This is a genomic window from Kribbella sandramycini, from assembly GCF_013131805.1.
In the GTDB taxonomy this organism is placed as follows: Bacteria; Actinomycetota; Actinomycetes; order Propionibacteriales; family Kribbellaceae; genus Kribbella; species Kribbella sandramycini.
The window spans coordinates 685,934-702,236 of the sequence record NZ_JABJRC010000003.1 but is presented as its reverse complement, the minus strand read 5'-3'; the positions used below and the strand labels follow the sequence as shown (position 1 = coordinate 702,236).

The window sequence follows — 16,303 nt, the reverse complement described above, 5'->3', positions numbered from 1 at the left end:
ATGATCATCACCAGCCAGTTTCCGCCCGTCGAGATCCTCGATCTGCCGCTGCACGAGGCCGTGCTCGGGCGCGCCCAGGAGTACGGCGACCGGCCCGCGCTCGTGGACGGCGTCAGCGGGCGCGAGGTCAGCTACGCGCAACTGGACGGGATGACGCGGCGGGTCGCGGCCGGGCTGGCCGAGCTCGGTATCGGCAAGGGTGACGTGATCGCGCTCTACAGCCCGAACACGATCCTCTACCCGGTCGTCTTCTACGGCGCCACCCGCGCAGGCGCGACCGTGACGACGGTGAATGCGCTCTACACCGCGGACGAGCTGCACAAGCAGCTACTCGACTCCAAGGCCAAGCTGCTGGTGACGATCTCGCTGTTCCTGCCGGTCGCGACGGCGGCGATCGAGGGCACCGAGGTGACCGAGATCTTCGTCTGTGATCAGGCCGAGGGCTATCGGTCGGTCATGGAGCTGGTCGCGTCGACCGGGCCCGAGCCGGAGGTGGCGATCGATCCGGCGTCCGATGTCGCCGTCCTGCCGTACTCCAGTGGGACGACGGGCGCGGCCAAGGGCGTGATGCTGACACACCGGAACATCGCGACCAATCTCGCGCAGGCGGAGGCGACGTTCGCGATGGGCGACGGCGAGCGGATCATCGCGATCCTGCCGTTCTTCCACATCTACGGGCAGTCGGTGCTGATGAACCTGCCGTTCCGGTTCGGTGCGACGGTCGTCGTACTGCCGAAGTTCGAGTTGCAGCAGTTCCTGACCGTGCTCGACGAGCAGAAGATCACGCGGGCGTTCGTCGCGCCGCCGATCGTGCTGGCGCTGGCGAAACACCCGGCGGTGGACGGGGTCGATCTGTCGGCGCTGAAGTATCTGACGTCGGCCGCGGCGCCGCTGGATGCGGAGCTGGCCGAGGCGTGCGCGAAGCGGCTCGGGCTGACGTCGGTGTTGCAGTGCTACGGGATGACGGAGCTGTCGCCGGGGACGCACGCCGTCCCGCAGGACGAGTCGAACCCGCCGGCCGGAGCGGTCGGGTTGTTGTTCCCGTCGACCGAGCAGCGGATAGTTGGTGCCGATGGCAACGATGTGTCGGCAGGCGAGGTCGGCGAGGTGTGGATCCGCGGGCCGCAGGTGATGAAGGGTTATCTCGGCCGCCCGGCGGAGACCGACGCGACCGTCGATGCCGAGGGCTGGTTGCACACCGGGGATCTCGGGCGGGTCGACGAGCGCGGGTACCTGTACGTCGTGGATCGGGTCAAGGAGCTGATCAAGTACCACGGCTACCAGGTGCCGCCGGCGGAGCTGGAGGCCGTGTTGCTGACCGACCCGCGGATCGCGGATGCGGCGGTGATCGGGGTGCAGGAGGAGGGTAACGAGGTGCCGAAGGCGTTCGTGGTGCCGACGCCGGGGTCGGGGCTGACGGAGTCCGACGTCCTGGACTACGTGGCGGAGCGGGTGGCGCCGTACAAGAAGGTGCGGCAGGTGGAGTTCATCGAGGCGGTGCCGAAGGCGGCGTCCGGGAAGATCCTGCGGCGTGAGTTGCGAGCTCGCGAGGCCGCCCGTGAGTGATGCGCTGCTGCGGGAGCCGCAACAGGACCGGAGCCGGGCGACTCGGCAGCGGCTGCTCGAAGCCGCGGTCGAGTCGCTGGCCGAGGTCGGGTACGCCGCGACCACGGTTGCTGTGGTCGCGGCGCGGGCCGGGGTGTCGCGGGGGGCTGCGCAGCACCACTTCCCGACCCGGGCCGATCTGTTCGCGGCCGCCGTCGAGTACATGACGGAGGTGCGGCTGGCCGAGATCCGTGCCCAGGCTGGGCGGCTGCCGAGTGGACCGGGTCGTACGGAGGCGATCGTCGGCATGCTCGCGGAGGTCTACACCGGGCCGCTCTTCCGGGCCGCACTGCATCTGTGGGTCGCTGCGTCGACGGAAGACGGTTTGCGCGAGCAGATCGTCCGGCTGGAGGCGCATGTCGGTCGACAGGCGCACCGCGCGCTCCTCGATGTACTGGATGTTTCGGAGCGGACGCCGGGCGTTCGCGAGACAGTCCAGGGCGTCCTGGACATGGCGCGCGGTCTGGGCCTCGCTGGGCTGCTCTCCGACGACAGCGCGCGCCGGCGCGGCATCGTCCGCCAGTGGAGCCGCATCCTCGACCGCGAGCTGCTCAGCGGACCTGTCGGCGGGTGATCTTCGCGGCCAGATCCTCCGGGTCGCTCTCGGCCAGGTAGTCCCGCACCAACAGGTGGATGAACGCGTACTCGCCGGGCGCGGTCCGAGCGAGCACGAACCGATCGGCGGCGTACCGCAGAAACGCACCGCGCCGCCACGGGAGGTATCCGGTCCAACAGAGCAGTACGTCGTACAGCACGCGGTACACCGGCCCAGCGCGCAGCGACGTCCGCCGCATGACACTCATGGCGAAGAAGCCGAGCAGCAATCCCGGTACGACGACCGGCGTCGTCGCTGCGAAGTCGGCACCGAGCAGTACGGCGAGCAGCAGACCAGCCACGCCCCCAGCCCCCGCCCATGGTGCCAGCCGCCAGCGCGACCCAGTACCCGCGACGGCCTGCCAGAACGTCGGCAGCCGGGTCAGCACCCGGATGCACCACCCGACCAGCAGACCAATCTCCACCCCGGTCGCCAAACCGACCGCGTTCGGGAGGATCTCGATCAGACCCATCGCCGCCGTGAACAGCACGACGCTGGCCGCCGTACCAGCGACCGCGCAGAGGACGAGCGCCAGCAACTGCCTCCAGTCGAGGCGAGCCATCACACCACCAGCAAACGGCCAGCGACAGGCCACCAGCACAGCCGGCACCGCAACGGCCAGCCCAGTCAGTACGCCGTACGTCGCCGCCAGCACCACGGTCGCACCAGCGACTAGTCCACTGAGCAGCGCGGGTAAGCAGACCGCATGTAGTAGGTAGACGACGTCCGGCTGGAGCAGCCCATCCCGGCCATCGGTGTTCGGCCAGCGCGGCACCACGACCTGCGAGCCCCGTCGCCCCGCAGTCCGACTGGCGAGCGTCCGCAATGCGCGCACCACCGTGCGGGCGTCGTACTGGCGACTGTTCGGACGACGCCGCGCCAGCACCTCGACGATGAACGTGTCGAACAGATCGCGTCGGACGTCGGTACCGGCCAGGTCCTCGGGCGCTCTGTCCTGGTAGGCGAGCAACAGCACGTTAAGCATCAGCGGTGAGGTGACGAGGTCCCAGAGCTCCTCGTCCTGTTCGATCGCTGCGCGGGCACCGTCCAGCTCCGGACCGACTGCGGCGAAGTAGTCGAGCACCTGTTGCCTGCTGAGCGGCCTGATGTGGACGGCGCCGTTCAGCGTCAGTTTGTTGGCCAGCTGGTCGTAGTCGTGCGTCCGGCAGGTCACTGCGAGCTGGACGACCCGATAGTTGACCCGCAGGTCGTGGAGCACCCCGGCGAACTTCTCCCGGTGGTTGGCGTCGATCTCGTCGAGCCCGTCGAACAGCAGCGCCAGATCACCGCGCAGCAGCCAGATCCGGCCGACCGCGGGCGGAATGCCGTAGCGCGCGTCCAGCTCGGCCAGCAGCCAGTGCACGAAGCCGGCCAGCATCGGGCTGTCGCGCGGGTGGTCGTCGGGATGGCGGGACACCGTCCCGCCCCAACCGCTCAGGTCGAGCAGAACCGGGATCGGCTGGCTCTCGTCGCCCTGCGCCCTGGCGGTCAGTGTGCGGGCCAGCCTGGTCAGCAGCGTGGTCTTCCCGGCGCCGGGCGCGCCGAGGATCAGCATCGCCTCCTGCAGCGAGTCGAAGACCGCAGCGATGTCGGCGTCGTCGGGCAGCTCGCGTGGCGCGCTGTCGATCGGCTGCACGGTCAGGTCGTACGGGCGGACGACCTCTTCGGGACGCCGGTCCAGCGCGAGCGCCACCCGCGTCCGCGCGGCCAGCGAGGCGGCGACCCGCTGGTTCAGGTAGGCGTCGACGCGGGTGAGCGCGTTCGGCCGGTTCCGCGGCTGGTCGGCCGAGCGGCTGGAGATGACCGGACGCCGATGGCTGCGCACCTCGCTCAGCCCGGCGCCGATCGCGATCAGCCAGAGCACCCCGATCACGGGCCACGTCCAGCCGACGTACGGCGCGAGGAAGACGGGCGCCGTCCCGCCGGTCCCGACGTTGATGGCGATCGGCAACAACACCAGGGTCAGCGAGACCGTCACCACGAGCACGACGGCGCGCAGCAGCCCATCGGGGATCCTCACGCCCCGGAGCGTATCGGTCCGGGCCGTTCCGGCTCGTGGATCGGTCCTGCCGGAATTGTTCAACGACGACGTAAGTTGGCCTTTGTCATGACTACTGAGCGGATCGACCCCACCGGCGTCGGGCTCCGGTCGGAGCGCGGTCCGATCCTGCTCGCGGTGATGCTGAGCACCAGCCTGGTCGCGCTGGACGCGACGATCCTGGCTACCGCCGTCCCGTCGGTGGTCGAGGATCTCGGCGGCTTCACCCAGTTCCCCTGGTTGTTCTCGATCTACCTGTTGGCGCAGGCCGTCTCGGTGCCGATCTACGGCAAGCTGGCCGATCTGCGCGGCCGGAAGCCGATGATCCTGTTCGGCGTCACGCTGTTCGTGGTCGGCTCGGTGCTCTGCGGGTTCGCCTGGAGTATGCCGTCGCTGATCGCGTTCCGGCTGATCCAGGGGCTCGGCGCCGGGGCGATCCAGCCGATCGGGATGACGATCATCGGCGATATCTACACGGTCGCCGAGCGGGCCAAGGTGCAGGGCTACCTGGCCAGCGTCTGGGGGATCTCGTCGTTCGTCGGCCCGACGCTGGGCGGCGTCTTCTCCGACTACATCTCCTGGCGCTGGATCTTCTTCGTGAACGTCCCGCTCGGGGTGGCCGCGGCGATCGTGTTGCGGCGGCGGTTCCAGGAGCAGGCGATCGAGCAGACCAAGCACCGGATCGACTACGCCGGCGCCGTCCTGCTCGCGGTCGGCGGCTCGCTGCTGCTGCTCGGTCTGCTCGAGGGCGGCGTGATGTGGGCCTGGGACTCGCCGACGAGTATCGGCATCCTGACCGTGGCGGTGCTGTTGATCATCGCGTTCGCCTTCGTTGAGCGCCGGGCCGCGGAGCCCATCTTGCCGCCGTGGGTGCTCAGCCGGCGGGTGCTGAACGCGGCGAACGCGACGGCATTCCTGATCGGGCTGCTGATGATGGGGCTGTCGACGTACGTTCCGGTCTTCGCCCAGGGTGTGCTCGGGACGACGGCGCTGGTCGCCGGGTTCGCGCTGGCCGCGATGACGATCGGGTGGCCGATCTCGGCGTCCCTGTCCGGGCGGATCTACCTGCGGCTCGGGTTCCGCGCGACGATGCTGATCGGCGCGGCCTTCGTCGTCCTCGGCTCCGCCGTGCTCTGGACGGTCGGCCTGCACAGCAGCGTCTGGCACCTCGCGGCCGCCTGTTTCGTGATCGGCGTCGGCCTCGGCTTCTCGTCGGCCCCGGCCGTCGTCGCCGCGCAGTCCTCGGTCGACTGGCAGCACCGCGGCGTCGTCACCGGCGCCAACATGTTCTCCCGCTCGGTCGGCAGCGCCGTCGGCGTCGCCGCCTTCGGCGCGGTCGCGAACGGCGAGATCGCCGCCCGCCTCGGCGGCGCCCACGCCGACCTGGAGAAACTCCCCGCCACCGTGCTCGCCCCGGCCGTCCACGACGTCTTCGTCGGCGCGGCCGGCGCCGCCGTCCTCCTGGTCGTCGCCGTCCTCTTCATGCCGAACCGCCTGAAGCCGCCCGCCTAACTCGGCATCCGCCCAGCCACCGCCAGCCAGATCCCCAGCCCGACAAGCACGATCCACACCGGCCACAACGCCTTGCCGATCAGAGCCCGGGGCCGCGGCGGTAGCGGACTGCCCGCGACCTTGCCCGCTATCAGGTACACGACCAGCATGACGCCGAACATCGCCAAGACGGTGCCGGCCGCTGCGCCCCACCCGTAGCTGAGCGGCTGCGCGTCGGCCCACACCTCCCCGAAGATCTGCTCCTCCGAGGGGCCCCGGTGACCGGTCCTCAGCATCGCCGACGACGCCCCGATCGCCAGCGCCGTCGCCCCGACGACCTTGCGTACGGGCAGCGGCACGCGCTCACCGAACCAGAGCAGCGCCGAGATCACCAGCATCGGCACCCCGACCCAGGCCCACCCCAACAACCGCAACGTCAACTCGTCGTGCCCAACCTGCCCACCGACCCAGCCGACCACGTCCTTGACGAACCAACGCCCGCCGACCGCCGCGACCAACAACGTGACCACGCACGCGACGGCCGCCGCCATCCCCCACCGCCCCTGCGCCGCCGCAAGCCCGGCAACAAATGGTCTGTTCCGCATGCGCGCACTCTGCCAGCCGGCCGGGCTAAGTTGCGTCACATGCGTGCTGTGGACTGTGTCGGAGCCCTGATCCAAGACCGGAACGGGCGGGTTTATGTGCATCGGCGGTCGTTGGGGCGGCGGTTGTTTCCTGGGTGGTGGGATGTGGTGGGTGGGCATCTCGAGAGTGGGGAGACGCCGGAGGAGGCGTTGCGGCGGGAGGTGGAGGAGGAGACGGGGTGGACCGTGGGGGAGATCTTGGCGACGGTTGCGGATTGGGAGTGGGAGCACGAGGGGCGGGTTCGGCGTGAGGTCGACTACCTGGTGACTGTGGACGGCGATCTGGAGCGGCCGCGGTTGGAGGTCGGGAAACATGATCGGTCGGCGTGGGTGGGGCCGGGTGAGCTCGAACTGCTGATGGAGGGGCGGACGGACGGGGATCGGCGGCTGCGGGACGTCGTGGCGCACGCTGTTCGGACCCGGATGACCGAACGGCTCCGGCTGGAGCCGGTCACCGGACCTGGTCCGGTCCTGACCGGACATGGACCGGACCTCGTCCGCCTGTTCGCCGATCCGTGGGTGGCGCAGTGGTACGGCGGCGTTTGGTCAACAGAGGTCGCCGAGGAGCGCGCGGCCGAGATGGGTGTGGCCTGGGAACGTGACGGCGTGAGCAAGTGGATCGCGTACGAGCGGTCCACCGGGCTGCTCGCCGGGCGGGGCGGGCTCTCGCGGTTGCCGGCGGGCTCGACCGTGACCACGGCCGTCGAGGCGCTGGCGGGACCCGAGTGGGGCGTCGACCGGCTGGAACTCGGTTGGGCGCTGGTCGAGTCGGCGCGGGGGCGCGGACTGGCGACCGAGCTCGGTCGGGCAGGGCTGGAGTTTGCGTTCGAGACGCTGGGCGCACGCTCGGTGATCGCTTTCACCGAGCGTCACAACCAGGCCTCCCGGGCGGTGATGGAACGGCTCGGAATGGCGTCCGCCGGTGAGATCACGGCGGAGGGGTGGATCGCCGGCGTGCTCGGCGTCCAGCCGGAGGCGCCGTTCGCGGTCTATGTCGCCCGGACATGAGAGTGGCTCCGCTGGGTGACCGCCCAGGCGCGGCGGTCACCCTGCGGAGCCGACCACCTCAGGGGGTGGTTCCTGGTGAGGTGTCAGGAACCACCGGTGGTGTCCTACCGCCCAGGACACTCGGCCCCGGCCCTGGCCCGAGGTGTCGGCCAGGAGGTGGTGGTTGGAACGGCTGGGCGGCGGCGATACAGGGACTCAACCGCCAGGCCCAGCCGGGTCTGTTGGGCGGTGTGGTCCGGGGCTGAGGAGTGCCCCGGACCACACCTGTGGTTTTGTCCGGTGCTGAGGAGTGCCCCGGACCTTTCAGAAAGCCGAACCCTGAGCGTGAGGAGCCCCCAGGGTGCAGCGAACCGGGTCTGAGGAGGACCCGGAGGAATACGGGTGTTTCAGTCGGTGCTGTCGAGCGGGCCGAGCAGGTCGTTGGTGACTTTCAGACCGGCGAAACGGCGCCGCATCGCCTGCTCGTAGCGGGCCGCCAGGGGCGCCTCCGCGACGTACTGAGCGATCACGTGCTCGCCGAACCAGACCCGAACTCGCCTTCGGTGCTGTCTCGACGTCATTTCCGCGATGGTCACTGCCACTCACCCCGTAACTCTGAGCCCTTGCAACCAGTTGGACTTACTGGTTGTCATGGCAGTAATGGTGCACGAGCCCAACGTGACCGCTCTAGGACCTGAAGAGGACCTTTGCCGGACCTCTCGAGGACCTCTGGCGGACATCTGGGGGACAGCACCTTGTCGTGGGGCATGAGTCGAGACAACGTCTGTTCTGACGTGAACGGGAGGAACGATGGCGGCGAGGTTGGCGCCTAAGACGGTCCTGGCGCATTTGATCCAGCGCCGGAACCAGACCTACTCCGAGATCGTCGCCGAGTTCGTCGAGCTGGGTGGAACCATCACCGAGCGGCACCTGCGGCGGCTCGCATCGGGCGAGCGGGCAGGCACCACTCCACAGACCCGGCGCACCCTGCAACGCATGTTCGGAAAGCCGGTCGAGGAGCTCCTCGCGCCGTACGTCCCCGAGCAGCCGGCCCCGCAGTTCACGGGGGGCCAGCAGGTGGTGCCGGCCCCTGCCGCGAGTGGACGGATCACGACAGGTACTGAGATGGAGGTTCTCGACATGGCTGCCAGCCGAGCGAGGGCGTTTGCCCTTGCGGCCCAGTCCGGTCTCGGAAGCGAGGCCATGGAACAGGTGTACGACGACGTTCGCCACGTCGCGAAGGCGTACCCTCAGCGCCCGCTCCCGGAGATCCTCGGCCAGCTGGTCGAGACCCAGGACCTGGTCTTCGCCCTGCTGGAGAGCCGGCAGCGCCCGGAGCACCTGCGGCAGCTCTACTTCCTCGGCGGGGTGACCGGCGGGCTGCTCGCCAAGGCCTCGCACGACCTCGGTAACCCGCATGCCGCGCTCACCCAGGCGCGGACGGCGTTCCTCTGCGCCGACAACGCCGACCACCACGGTCTGCGCGCCTGGGTCCGGGGCCTGCAGTCGCTGGTCTCCTACTGGGCCGGCAACCCGCACGACTCGGTCCGCTACGCGCAGCTCGGCGCCGGGTACGCCGAGCAGGCGAACAGCACGACCAGCGTCTGGCTCCCGGTCAGCGAGGCCCGGGCCTGGGCCGCGCTCGGCAACCCGGAGGCGACCCGCGCCGCGCTGGAGCGCGCCGAGGAGGCCTGGAACACGGTTCGCCACGACGATCTCGACGAGATGGGCGGCCTGTGCACCTTCGGCCGCAACCGCCAGCTGTACTACGCGGCCGACGCGCTCGCCTGGTTGCCGGGTGAGGCCGAGCAGGCCGAGCGGTACTCGCGCCAGGCCGTCGACGCCTACAACGACCAGAACCACCCGGAGTGGGCCTTCGGCGACGCCGCCGGCAGCCAGGCCGCGATGGCGATCAGCCGGATCGCCTCCGGTGAGCTGGATGGCGCGGCCGACGCGATCGCGCCGGTCCTCGACCTGCCGACCGAGCGCCGGATCAACGGCGTTGTGCACTCGGCCCGCCGGGTCCACAACGCGCTACGCGCCTCCGGGCACGCCGGCGACGCCCGCGAGCTGCAGGAAGAGATCGAGACCTTCACCCGGACACCAGTACAGACCCTCGCCCGCTGACCCGGCTCCCGCCCACAATCGCCCCATGGAGCCGATCAGCAGCGAGCGGATCGTGTTGCGCGAGTTCCGCGCGGACGATCTCGACGACTACTTCGCGATCTGCGGTGACGACCGGGTCACCGTCTGGATGGCATTCGACAGCTACGACCGGGCCAAGGCGATCGAGACGCTGAACGGCATCATCGAACGCTCGGCCCGGGCGGACCGCCCCGACTACATGCTCGCCGTCGCCCGCCGGGACGACGACCGTGTGATCGGGTTGGTCCGGATCGCGCCCGGCGTCCACCGCAACGGCAAACTCGCCTGCGCGATCGGCGCCGAGCACTGGAAGCACGGGTACGCCACCGAGGCCACCCAACTGCTCCTCGATTTCTCCTTCGGAACCCTCGGCCTGCACCGGGTGACCGCCGCCATCGGCCCGGAGAACGAGGCCTCGATCGCCGTGGTGAAGCGGCTCGGCTTCAGCTATGAGGGGCATCTGCGGGATCACGTCTTCACCAACGGCGCCTGGCGGGATTCGGTGTTGTACTCCCTCCTCGAGGACGAGTACGCCGATCGTTCACCTGAGGGCCACCTCCAGCCTTGACGGGCGTTTGTCCGGACCTGCAGGGTGGCGCCCATGCAGCTACCGGAGTGGGCGGATCCTGAGGTCGGCGAAACGGCCCTCGATCCGCAGGGGGTGTCCCGGCGAAACCTGATCCGCGGCGCGGGTCTGCTCGGCGCGGGGTTCGCGGTCAGCGCGGCCGGTGCGACCGAGGCCGCCGCGGCGACCAGTACGACGTCCAGCGGCGGGAGTGATCCCGAGCTCGTCTACCTGGTCGGCGATCACCATGTGCACAGCCGCTACAGCCACGACGCGAAGTACGACTTCAGTCAGCTGGCTCAGCGCGGCGCGCAGTTCGGCCTGGACTGGATGGCGTTCACCGAGCACAGCAACTTCGGGCACGCCGACAAGGGCGCCGCGGCCGAGAACGCCGAGGTCGTGAAGGCCCGGGCCGAGAACCCGCGGATGCTGATCTTCCAGGGCTTGGAGTGGTACATCCCGGCTGCCGAGCACGGCACGCTCCTGGTCGCGCCCGGCCCGAACAACGTGTCGCTGCTGCAGCAGTTCGAGCGCGAGTACGACGGCAAGCTGACGAACCGCTCCGCGGACACCCCGGAGAACGAGCAGCACGCGATCAAGGGTCTGCAGTGGCTGGCCGCGCAGAAGCGCAGCGGCTTCGTCGACGACGTCCTGGTCCTCGCCAACCACCCGCTGCGGCTCGGCATCGACGCACCGCACGAACTGCGCGGCTGGCGCGACACCGGCGTCTGTATCGGCATGGAAGGCGCACCGGGCTCCCAGGGCGACGCCTCGCCGGACTGGGTCGCCTACCGCGGTGTGAAGAACGCCCAGCGCGGTGAGTACGTGAACAACCCTGGCACGGGCAGCTGGGCCGGCTACCCCGCTGACGCCTACCGCACGTACGGCGGTTTCGACTGGGCCACTGCGACCGTCGGCGGTCTGTGGGACAGCATGCTGGCTGAGGGCCGGCTGTTCTCGATCACGACCAACAGCGATAACCACCGGACCATCTGGGACACCTGGACGGACGGCGTCTTCCCACCCGGCCAGAACTTCGACAGCCTCGGCTGGAAGCCCTCGCCGACCAACACCGACACCCCACAGGCCGGTAGCGACTTCTGGCCCGGGCAGTTCAGCCGGACGCACGTCGGCGTCACCAAGTACGGCTATCTCGACGTGATGGCCGCGCTACGCGCCGGTCGGGTCTGGGTCGACCATGGCCAACTGGTCGACGGTATCGACGTCCGGCTCGCCCCTGCGGGCTCCCGGCAGCGCGGTGTCACGCTGGGCGGCCGGCTGCGGGTGCGCCGTCACGAGCGGCTCGAGCTGCGGGTCAAGGTGAGCAGTGCGACCCGACCGAACTTCCACGGATTCCTCCCGCGGCTGGCGCATGTGGACGTCATTCGCGGCACAGTGACCGGGGCGGTGGCCAATCGGGACAGCTGGAAGGCGCCCGACACCAGAGTGGTCGAGCAGGTCGACGTACAGCGGAAGAGCGGGACGTACGAGCTGACCATCCCGCTGGGCCGGGCTGAGCGGTCGCACTACGTCCGCGTCCGCGGGAGTGATGGCCGTCGGCATGGAGTGGGCTATCTGGGCCGGCACATCGATCCGGCCGGGCCGATCCAGCACGTGCCGAACGACGGCGACCCATGGCTCTACACCAATCCGATCTTCGTGGATGTGCATTAGGCCCAACTGGGCACACTGGTCGTATGAGGGACCAGCTGGCACGGATGATCCTGACGAAGATCGCCGGACCGGACCCATTCGCTGAACGGGACCGGGTGCACAACACACCCGGTCCGCGCTGGTTCGCGCCGGACAGCCCGATCCGACGCGTCCACGGCGATGCGTCGATGTTCGCCGGCGGTCTGCGCGCACTGCTACTGCAATCACTGCATCCGCTGGCCATGGCCGCCGTCTCCGCTCACTCCGGCTACCGCGGCGACCCGTGGGGCCGCCTGCAGCGGACCAGCTACTTCCTCGCCATCACCACGTACGGCGCGGTCCCAGCCGCTGAGGAGGCCATCGAGCGGGTCCGGTCGGTCCACGAGCGCATCCGCGGGACCAGCCCGAGCGGAGTGAAGTACCGCGCCAGCGACCCGCATCTCCTCAAGTGGGTGCACGTCGCCGAGGTGGACAGCTTCCTGACCGCACACCAGCGGTACGGCGCCAACCCGCTCACCGCGGCCGAGAGCGACCAGTACGTCGCCGAAGCCGCCCTGGTCGCCGGAAAGCTCGGAGTCATCGACCCGCCGACCACAGTCGCCGAGCTGCAGCAGACGCTGTCCGACTACCAACCCGAGCTGCGCGGCACGACCGAGGCCCGGCAGGCCGCGCGCTTCATCCTCGTCCACCCGCCGGTCCCGTGGGCCGCGCGCCCGGCGTATGGCGTCCTGACGGCGGCCGCGGTCGGGCTGCTGCCGTGGTGGACCCGGTGGCCGCTGCGCCTGCCCTACCTGCCTTTGACAGAACAAACTATGGTCCGTGGCGCCGGTGAAGCGCTTACCCGGACCATTCGCTGGGCGCTGACCTCGCCAACGTTGGAAAGAACCGACCTCAAGGGCTAGACGCCGGTAGGTTGTTCTCGTGCCGCAGCGTCCGAGTCGCCAACTTCCCCTTGCCACGCCGGCTGGGGTCGAGGTGCTGACCCGGATCCTGACCCAAGGCCCGATCCCGCGAGTGGAGATCGCCCGGCGGACGGGCCTGTCCCAGGCCGCCGTCACCAAGGCCGTCGCGCCGCTGATCGAGGCCGGGTTCGTCACCGATCAGGCGGCCGCGCCGCTCGGCGCCGATCAGACCGGGATCGGGCGTCCGGTCAGCCCGCTGACCGTCGTCCCGCAGAGCGTGTCGGTGATCGGCCTCAAGGTGACGCCGACCGCGCTGATCGGCGTGACGACGGATTTCACCGCCGGCATCCTCAACGTCTGTCATCGGCCCCTCGACGACACGGCTCCCGATGCGGTGATCGAGCAGCTCGCCGGCCTGGCGAAGGAGCTGATCGCGACCCTGAGGACCGCCGGGCCGCTGGTCGGCATCGGCGTCGCGGTGTCGGGTGATGTCGACGAGCGGCACGGCGTCGTCCGGGACTCGCCGTTCATGGGCTGGCGCGAGGTGGCCGTGGCCGAACTGCTCGGCAAGCGACTCAAGGTGCCGATCGTGGTCACGAACGACGTCCGCGCGCTGACCGTCGCCGAGCACTGGTTCGGCGTCGGCGTCGATGCCGACTCGTTCGCCGTGGTCACCATCGGCTCCGGGATCGGCTGCGGGCTCTACATCAACGGCGAGGTCGTCTCCGGCGCGTACGGCGTCTCCGGCGAGCTCGGCCACCTGCCGCTGGCTCCTGGTGACCTGGTCTGCACCTGCGGACGCCGGGGCTGCGTCGAGACCGTGGCGTCGTCGGACGCGATCCTGGCCCGGGCCCGGGAGACCACCGGCCGCCCGAATCTGGATCTGGCCGACGCGATCGAGCTCGCGCACGACGGTGACGAGCACGCCCGCGCGGCCTTCGACCGGGCCGGTGAGGTGATCGGCTCCGCGCTGGCCGCGATGGTCAACCTGGTCGGCCCCGAGCTGGTCGTGATCGCCGGCGAGGGCGTGGCGGAGTACGACCTCTACGAGGAGCGGATGCGGCAGGCCTTCGCCGCGCATGCCTTCGGCGCCGCCGGCGACTGCCGCCTGATGCTCCGCTCGCACACCTTCGACGACTGGGCCCGCGGCGCGGCGGCCACCGTCATCCGCACATACGTCCGCGGCGAGCCCCCGTTGCAACGTTGACCCCACACCCGCCATTTGCTGGGCTGACCCAGGAAAGTGTGGGTAGGCCAACCGCCTCCAACTGGCCCACCCACCAACTCCCGGGCCGGCCCAGCAAACGGGTGGGCCGGCCTAGCAAACGGGTGGGTGGGTGGGTCGGCCCACGCCCGTGGGGGTGGGCCAGCGGCCTGCAGTTGGCCCACCCACCGTTTGCCTGGCCAGCCCAGGCCGTTGGTGGGCGGGCTAGGCAAACGGGATCGTCCGGACGGCGGCGTCAGGTGGGGACGGCGGCGGCAGGTGGGGGCGGGGGCGTCAGGTGCGGGCGGCGGCGAGGATCTTGCGCCAGACCTTTTTGTAGGCCTCCAGGCCGTCACCGGCGAGCGGGCCGTCGGGGCCGGCGGTGATGGAGACGCGCTCCGGGATGGACCCCCAGACCGGGATGCCCTCCTTCGCGTACTGCTCCATCAGGTCCTGGTAGGCGCGGGTGTACGTCCGCGCGGAGCAGATCACGACCCCGGCCGGGACGTCCTCGGGGACCAGCTCGAGGACGGCCTTGACGCGCGGGGTCTCGACGCCGCCGACGCGGGTCGGGATGACCACGATCCGGGCCCGTTCGAGGGCTTTGTTGAGCAGCCGCTCGTGGGACGGCGGCATGTCGACGATACCGATCCCCTCGGGCGGCACCTTGTCCAGCGCCTTGGTCAGCAGCCGCTCGGTCGGCGCCTCGGCGATCTCGATCCGGGCCAGGTTCGCGTCGTCCGAGGCATCGATCCAGTCGGCGGCGCTGCCTTGTGGATCCGCGTCGACGAGAGTGGCTGTGCGACGGTTGGAAGATGCCAGCGCGGCCAAGTACACCGACGTGGTTGTCTTCCCGACCCCGCCCTTCAGTGCAGCTGTCACGATGATCATGAACCCGACGCTACCGTGTTTCGCCGGAAATCCGGCGTGTCGTCGGCGTTGCTCCGCAAGCCCGTGATAATTGCCCACGGCCCCCTTGAACAAGCTCAACCTGACTTCAACCTGTCGAAGGAGAGTGGATGAGTACTCGCCGTGCCCTGCTCGGAGCCCTCGGACTCGGGATCCTGGTGACCGGATTCGACCCGGTCCGCCGCTCCTGGGCGACCACCGCGGGCGACAATGTCGACCCGTTGCCACCGCTGGACGGACAGGTGCTGCTGGACACCCCGAGCCGGGAGGGCGTGTCGAAGGACGCGGGCCGGTACGTGCAGAGGGTGCCGCAGGCGGTGCTCGTCCCCGGCTCGGTCCGGGACATCCAGGCCATGGTCAAGTACTGCGTCCGGAATCGGGTCCGGGTGGCCGCGCGCGGGCTGGCCAACACCACCGACGGCCAGGGGCTGTCCGGCGGCCTGATCATCGAGATGCGGGCCCTGCGCAAGATCCACCGGATCGACGCCGACCGCGCGGTCGTGGACGCCGGGGCCGACTGGCTCCAGCTGACCAACGCCGCCCACGCCAAGGGGCTGACGCCGCCGGCCCTGACCGGCTTCCTCGGCCTCACCTTCGGCGGCACGCTGTCCCTCGGCGGGATCCCGCCGGCGATCCAGTCCGGCGGGCAGGTCGACAGCGTGCTCGAGCTCGAGGTCGTCACCGGCTCCGGTGAGCTGAAGCGCTGCTCCAAGTCCAAGGACCGGGAGCTGTTCGAAGCCGTCCTGGCCGGGGTCGGCCAGTTCGGGATCATCACCCAGGCGACCGTCCGGCTCGGCCCGGCGCCGGCCAAGGTTCGCGGGCACGAGCTCGCTTACCGCAGCTCGAAGGACTTCTTCAAAGACTTCAAGACCCTGATCAAGCGCGCCGAGATCAGCGAGATCTACGGCGACTGGTGGCGGCCGGGGGAGCGCGGCGAGGTGAGCCACTTGAACGCGTTCACGTTCCACTCGGTGGCCGAACCGCCGGTCGACACGCAGCTGCTTCGCGGGCTGACCAAGCCGGCGTCCGAGGCCACGGTCAGCCAAGCCGACTTCCTGCCGCATGTGACCCGGATCGACGTCGCCGTCGAGCAACTCCGCGCCGCCTTGGACTGGGACAACCTGATGAAGCCCTGGCTGACGCTCTGGCTACCCGAGAGCTCGGTCGAGCAGTTCGTCACCGAGGTCGTCACCAAGCTGACCCCGAAGGACGTCGGGGACGGCGGCTTCGTGCTCCTCTACGCACATCGCCGGGCCAAGCTGACGCGGCCCTCGCTGCGACTCCCGGCGTCCGACGGGAGCGACTGGGTCTACCTGTTCACGCTGATGACCGCGGGTGCGAAGGATGCGAAGCCGGAGTTCGCGGCCGAGATGCTGAAGCGGAACCGCCGCCTGTTCGACCGGGCGCGGGCGCTCGGCGCGACCCGCTACCCGATCGAGTCGGTCCCGTTCACCCGGGCCGACTGGCAGCAGCATTACGGCGACCGCTGGCCGCACCTGCGCACACTCAAGCGCAAGTACGACCCGGCGGGCGTCCTGACCCCGGGCCCCGGGATCTTCTAGGGA

General features: G+C 69.9%; 14 protein-coding genes. 10 read left to right on the top strand and 4 right to left on the bottom strand.

The features are described from left to right. Together HPO96_RS16845 and HPO96_RS16840 are read left to right on the top strand one after the other, a co-directional pair. Positions 1 to 1,566 carry a 4-coumarate--CoA ligase family protein gene (locus HPO96_RS16845; RefSeq protein WP_171674384.1) on the top strand — a complete coding sequence of 522 codons (1,566 nt, stop codon included), beginning with the start codon at positions 1 to 3 and terminating at the stop codon, positions 1,564 to 1,566. After that, positions 1,559 to 2,179, top strand: coding sequence for a TetR/AcrR family transcriptional regulator (locus HPO96_RS16840; RefSeq protein WP_337796669.1), 621 nt, complete (start codon positions 1,559 to 1,561; stop codon positions 2,177 to 2,179). The genes HPO96_RS16845 and HPO96_RS16840 overlap by 8 nt, the downstream gene beginning before the upstream one ends. Here HPO96_RS16840 and HPO96_RS16835 read toward each other — a convergent pair. Then, the gene (locus tag HPO96_RS16835; protein ID WP_337796668.1) at positions 2,157 to 4,220 is read right to left on the bottom strand and encodes an NACHT domain-containing protein; all 2,064 of its coding nucleotides are present in this window, start codon (positions 4,218 to 4,220) and stop codon (positions 2,157 to 2,159) included. The two genes, HPO96_RS16840 and HPO96_RS16835, sit on opposite strands and share 23 nt — an antisense overlap. A gap of 87 nt (positions 4,221 to 4,307) precedes the next feature. On the opposite strand from HPO96_RS16835, the gene HPO96_RS16830 reads away from it, so the two are divergent. Continuing rightward, positions 4,308 to 5,750 (top strand): MDR family MFS transporter, encoded by a 1,443-nt coding sequence (locus tag HPO96_RS16830; RefSeq protein WP_171674383.1) that lies wholly within the window; start codon positions 4,308 to 4,310, stop codon positions 5,748 to 5,750. On the opposite strand, the gene HPO96_RS16825 is transcribed toward HPO96_RS16830, so the two are convergent. Further along, positions 5,747 to 6,334: a hypothetical protein gene (locus tag HPO96_RS16825; RefSeq protein WP_171674382.1), complete on the bottom strand. Its 588-nt coding sequence runs from the start codon at positions 6,332 to 6,334 to the stop codon at positions 5,747 to 5,749. The genes HPO96_RS16830 and HPO96_RS16825 overlap by 4 nt on opposite strands. A gap of 39 nt (positions 6,335 to 6,373) precedes the next feature. On the opposite strand from HPO96_RS16825, the gene HPO96_RS16820 reads away from it, so the two are divergent. Then, the gene (locus tag HPO96_RS16820) at positions 6,374 to 7,381 is read left to right on the top strand and encodes a GNAT family N-acetyltransferase (protein WP_171674381.1); all 1,008 of its coding nucleotides are present in this window, start codon (positions 6,374 to 6,376) and stop codon (positions 7,379 to 7,381) included. A 386-nt stretch (positions 7,382 to 7,767) separates the two neighbouring features. Here the strand turns inward: HPO96_RS16820 and HPO96_RS16815 are convergent, their stop codons facing one another. Then, complete coding sequence (locus HPO96_RS16815) at positions 7,768 to 7,941, bottom strand: hypothetical protein (protein ID WP_165549662.1); 174 nt, start codon at positions 7,939 to 7,941, stop codon at positions 7,768 to 7,770. 229 nt (positions 7,942 to 8,170) lie between these two features. Between HPO96_RS16815 and HPO96_RS16810 the strand changes: the two genes are divergently transcribed. The 5 genes from HPO96_RS16810 to HPO96_RS16790 are packed head-to-tail and all read left to right on the top strand — an operon-like array spanning position 8,171 to position 13,832. Continuing rightward, the gene (locus HPO96_RS16810; protein ID WP_171674380.1) at positions 8,171 to 9,487 is read left to right on the top strand and encodes an NsdA family TPR-like regulatory protein; all 1,317 of its coding nucleotides are present in this window, start codon (positions 8,171 to 8,173) and stop codon (positions 9,485 to 9,487) included. 25 nt (positions 9,488 to 9,512) lie between these two features. Further along, the gene (locus tag HPO96_RS16805; RefSeq protein WP_171674379.1) at positions 9,513 to 10,073 is read left to right on the top strand and encodes a GNAT family N-acetyltransferase; all 561 of its coding nucleotides are present in this window, start codon (positions 9,513 to 9,515) and stop codon (positions 10,071 to 10,073) included. A 33-nt stretch (positions 10,074 to 10,106) separates the two neighbouring features. Continuing rightward, positions 10,107 to 11,744 (top strand): PHP domain-containing protein, encoded by a 1,638-nt coding sequence (locus HPO96_RS16800; protein ID WP_171674378.1) that lies wholly within the window; start codon positions 10,107 to 10,109, stop codon positions 11,742 to 11,744. Between the two features lie 23 nt (positions 11,745 to 11,767). Then, on the top strand, positions 11,768 to 12,625 hold the full coding sequence (locus tag HPO96_RS16795; protein WP_171674377.1) for an oxygenase MpaB family protein: 858 nt from the start codon (positions 11,768 to 11,770) through the stop codon (positions 12,623 to 12,625). A 19-nt stretch (positions 12,626 to 12,644) separates the two neighbouring features. Beyond that, complete coding sequence (locus HPO96_RS16790; RefSeq protein WP_171674376.1) at positions 12,645 to 13,832, top strand: ROK family protein; 1,188 nt, start codon at positions 12,645 to 12,647, stop codon at positions 13,830 to 13,832. A 291-nt stretch (positions 13,833 to 14,123) separates the two neighbouring features. Here the strand turns inward: HPO96_RS16790 and HPO96_RS16785 are convergent, their stop codons facing one another. Beyond that, positions 14,124 to 14,720, bottom strand: coding sequence for a ParA family protein (locus HPO96_RS16785; RefSeq protein WP_171674375.1), 597 nt, complete (start codon positions 14,718 to 14,720; stop codon positions 14,124 to 14,126). A 128-nt stretch (positions 14,721 to 14,848) separates the two neighbouring features. Here HPO96_RS16785 and HPO96_RS16780 point away from each other — a divergent pair, with 128 nt between their 5' ends. Beyond that, a complete protein-coding gene (locus HPO96_RS16780) occupies positions 14,849 to 16,300 on the top strand; it encodes an FAD-binding protein (protein ID WP_171674374.1) in 1,452 nt (483 codons plus the stop codon). The last annotated feature ends 3 nt before the right edge of the window (positions 16,301 to 16,303 follow it).